Origin of the sequence: Streptomyces sp. adm13(2018) (assembly GCF_008042145.1) — a bacterium.
Taxonomy (GTDB): domain Bacteria; phylum Actinomycetota; class Actinomycetes; order Streptomycetales; family Streptomycetaceae; genus Streptomyces.
Genome location: NZ_RDBH01000026.1, coordinates 1,241 through 5,127 on the forward strand (window position 1 = coordinate 1,241; position 3,887 = coordinate 5,127).

The window sequence follows — 3,887 nt, forward strand, 5'->3', positions numbered from 1 at the left end:
CGGCCCCAACCGGCGCGGAGCGGAGTGGCAGGCCGCCTGTGCGGTCGTACGGGAGATCTCCGCCGCCGACAGCTCGGTCGGCGAACTCCTCGCCCACCACTACGCGCTGTCCTGGAGCAGCCGCTTCTTCGGCGGCCCGGGACGGGACCACGACACCCCGCTCGGCGACGACCACCCGCTCGACGTACGGACCACCGAGGGGCGCTGGCTGCTCGCCGGAGGCGTCGAGGGGCCGCCCTCCGCGCCCGGCACCGGCCTCGCCCTCACCCCCGCCGACTCCGGCGGCTGGATCCTCGACGGGACCCGCTCCTTCGCGTCCGCCGTGACCGTCGCCGACCGGCTCGTCGTCGGCGCCCGCCCCGGCGGCAGCGGCGACCTCTTCGTCGTCCTGGTGGACCCGGCCGAACCCGGGGTGTTCACCGACGCCGGGGCCGAACGGGTCGGCCAGCGGCTCGCCGGCGCGGGCAGCGTCACCTTCGACCGGGTGCCCGTCGCACCGGCGGACGTCCTCGGCGTCCTCCCCCACGACGAGCATGCCGTCGCCCCCTTCTCCACCCTCGCCCCGCTGGTGCTGCGCCTGCTCCTGGTCCACGTCGGGCTCGGCATTGCCGAGCCCGACGTGGACCAGGAGCAGGCGCAGCACCAGCGGGGCGAGGGTGGTCGCCGAGGCCCGCGTCATCAGCCGCGCCGACCACGCGGGACCGGCACCGGCCGGCGGCGCCGCGGACGGACCGGCGCCGGGCGCCGGGGACGATCCGTACCTCCTCCTGGCGTACGGGGAGCTGGCGACGGCCGCGCACGCGGCGGCGGCGGTGCTGGAGCGCGCGACCGACGCGCTGGCCCACGGTCTGCTCGCCTCGTGGTCGCTCGGAGTGGAGGAACGCGCCGACATCGCCGTCCTGGTGGCGGCCGCCGAGACCGTCACCGGCCGGGCGGCCGTGCACATCACCACGCGCATCCTCGAACTCGTCGACGGCACGGCGGGCGCCGACGCGCGCTCCGGCGGCCCCGGCTTCGACCGCTTCTGGCGCAACGCCCGCGCCCTCACCGCCCCCACCCAGTCGGCCCACCGGCTCCGCGACATCGGGGACCACTACCTCAACGGCACCCACGCGCGGCTCACCCTGCTGGCCTGACACGGGCCCGCCCCGCGCCGGGGACGGAGCGAAGGGACGGACGGACCGGCATGTCGGGACGTCCGGCCCTCTCCCCCGGCGGCCGAATGGCCCAAGCTGGGAGCTGCGGGTCCGGCCGTCCGGCCGGCCCGACCGGCAACCCACGGAGGCAGCCTGATGAGTCGTGAGATCGTCGCAGGAGTGGACGGATCCCCGGAGAGCCTCGCCGCGGCGGACTGGGCCGCCCGCGAGGCGCTCCACCGGGACCTCCCGCTACGGCTCGCGCACGCGTGGCGGTGGGAGCCGCTCGACCTCCCCCTGCTCCAGGACCGCGCGTCGCAGGAGCACGTCGCGGAGCAACTCCTGAGCGACGCGCGGGACACGCTCGCCCAGCGCTACCCGGACCTCGCGCTCACGGCCGAGGTCCTGGACGACACTCCGGTCGCCGCGCTCCTCGGCACCGAGGACCGGGCCGAGATGCTCGTGATCGGCTCGCGCGGGCACGGAGCCGTCGCCGGGTTCCTGCTCGGCTCCTACGGGCAGCAGATCATCGCCGACGCCGGCCGCCCCGTGGTGGCCGTCCGGTCCCGCGACGGCGAACCGGCCGAACCGCCCACCGGCCACGTCCTGGTCGGCCAGCTCGGCAGCCCGGAGGACAGCGCCGCCGCGCTCGGCTTCGCCTTCGCCACCGCCGCCGCGCGCGGGGCGTCCGTGCGGGCCGTGCGCGCGTGGAGCCTGCCGACCCTGTACGCGTACAGCCCGGCCTCCATGCGGCTCGCCGACGAGGCCGGCGGGCTCGTCCCGTACGAGGAGAAGGCCCTGCGCGAGGCCCTGGCCCCGTGGCGCGAGCGTTACCCCGACGTGCCCGTGACCGAGCACGTCGAGCTGGGCAGCGCCGGTCAGGTGCTGCTCTCCTCGGCGGGGGCCGCCCAGCTCCTGGTGGTCGGCCGACGGGCCCGGCGCGGGGCCGTCGGACCGCGCATCGGCTCCGTGGCGCACGCCGCCCTGCACCTCGCGCCCTGCCCGGTGGCGGTCGTCCCGCAGGGCTGAGAGGGTGCGGAAAGGTTGACGCGCGGGGTTGACGCGTCACGTTGACGAGGAGTGTCGGGGTGGCCGGGGCCGGACAGTGTTACCGCCGTCGCCCCGGTGGCTCTCCCCAGCGCCGGCCCGTTCGGCGACCACGGCGAGAGAGCGGAGTTCCATGCGGCACCACGACCGGCCCGGACAGCCCGACCCCGTTGCGCCGTACGCCGTCGCGAGGGAATGCGCGGCGGACGGCACGGCGGCTGACGATCGCCCGGAGAGCGACGCCGGACGGCACGCATCGCCCTCGGCGCGTACGGTCGCGGCGCGGACCGGCGGGCGGCACCGGAAGGCGGGCGGCCTCCGACGGCGGGCCCGGCGCAGGCCCGGCTTCCGGACGGCCGTCACCGTGGCCGGTACCGCGGCCGCCGTCCTGACCGTGGCCGCCGGGATGTACGTGGCGACCCTCAGCGCCGCCCGGCCCACCGGCAGCCACACGGCGGCCGCATCCGCCGTGCCGTCCCGCTCCGCCGTCGCCGATGTCACCCGGGCGGAGCCGGACGGCGGACGTGAGGACGGGCGGGAGGCTGCGGCCGGCGGTGAGCCGGGGCGCGGACGGAGGGCGGTCGCCGGAGCGCCGGAGCACGCCCGGACGGCGGAGCCCGGACGGGTACGGCGACCGGCCTCCGCGCCCCCTTCGGCGCCCCCGGCCGGGGCAACTCCCCCGCCCGTGGCCGAGCGGGCAGCGGCACCGGACGGCTCCGCGCCGGAGACCCCTCCGAAGGCGGAGGCGGATCAGGGACTCGCCCCGCGGGGCGGGCGTCTCCCGGAGCGGCCGGGGCCCGGGCTGCCCGGGCGACCGCAGCCGGCGCCGCAGGGCGCGGCCCCCGTGGCCGCGGTGCCCGCGGTGACGGCCGACCGGTTCGTCAAGGACGTGGTGGCGCTGGCCAACGCCGAGCGGAAGAAGGCGGGGTGCGGGCCGCTCCGCTCCGAGCGCCACCTGCGGACGGCCGCGCAGCGCCACGCCGACGACATGTCCGCCCGCGGCTACTACGAGCACGACGACCCGGAGGGCCGGGACGCGGGCGACCGGATGACCGGCGCCGGGTACGCGTGGACGACCTGGGGCGAGAACATCCACCGCGGGCCGAAGACCCCGGGGCGCGCGATGGCGGACTGGATGGGCAGTCCCGGCCACCGGGCGAACATCCTCAACTGCGCGTTCGAGGACATCGGGGTGGGGGTGACGCTCACGGCCAACGGCCCCTGGTGGGTGCAGAACTTCGGTGTCCGGCGCTGAGCCCCTGGCCGGTTCGTCAGGAGGCGGGAGCGGCGAGCTTCTGCACCCAGACCGTGCCGGCGGGGCCGGGCGCCGAGGCCACGCCGGTGTCCCGGTAACGGCAGTCGAGCATGTTCTCCTCGTGCATCGACCCGTCCGTCCAGTCGTCGACGACGGAGGCCGGATCGGTCGTCCCCCGGTCCAGGTTCTCGGCCCAGGCGCTCCATGCGTAACCGGCGTCGGAGATCCGGGAGTCCGCGTACTCGCCCTCCGGGCTGGCGTGCCCGAAGTAGCCGCGCGCGGMCATGTCGCGGGCGTAGCCGCGGGCCGCCTCGGTGAGGCGGGGGTCGATGCGCAGCGGTGCGCAGCCGGCCTGCGCCCGGAGCCGGTTGACGAGTCCGGTGACCCGCTCCTCGCGGCTGGGGGTGGGCGTGGGGCGCGGGCCGGCTGCGCACCGCTGCGCATCGACC

4 protein-coding genes and 1 pseudogene are annotated in these 3,887 nt (G+C 77.5%); 3 read left to right on the forward strand and 2 right to left on the reverse strand.

Translation table 11 applies throughout. The annotated features are described in order from the left end of the window. Positions 1–679 (reverse strand): annotated as a pseudogene (locus tag EAO70_RS38735) (hypothetical protein); the annotation flags it as partial. Here EAO70_RS38735 and EAO70_RS38740 point away from each other — a divergent pair. The 3 genes from EAO70_RS38740 (at position 657) to EAO70_RS02355 (ending at position 3,438) form a co-directional block, all read left to right on the forward strand. Then, on the forward strand, positions 657–1,136 hold the full coding sequence (locus tag EAO70_RS38740; RefSeq protein WP_261992602.1) for a hypothetical protein: 480 nt from the start codon (positions 657–659) through the stop codon (positions 1,134–1,136). The pseudogene EAO70_RS38735 and the gene EAO70_RS38740 overlap by 23 nt on opposite strands. A gap of 156 nt (positions 1,137–1,292) precedes the next feature. Then, positions 1,293–2,165, forward strand: a complete 873-nt coding sequence (locus EAO70_RS02350) for a universal stress protein (RefSeq protein WP_148001367.1) — start codon at positions 1,293–1,295, stop codon at positions 2,163–2,165. An 862-nt stretch (positions 2,166–3,027) separates the two neighbouring features. Continuing rightward, positions 3,028–3,438: a CAP domain-containing protein gene (locus EAO70_RS02355; RefSeq protein WP_261992603.1), complete on the forward strand. Its 411-nt coding sequence runs from the start codon at positions 3,028–3,030 to the stop codon at positions 3,436–3,438. A gap of 16 nt (positions 3,439–3,454) precedes the next feature. Here EAO70_RS02355 and EAO70_RS02360 read toward each other — a convergent pair. Next, a partial coding sequence (locus EAO70_RS02360) for a CAP domain-containing protein (protein ID WP_148001369.1) occupies positions 3,455–3,887 on the reverse strand: 433 nt, incomplete at its 5' end.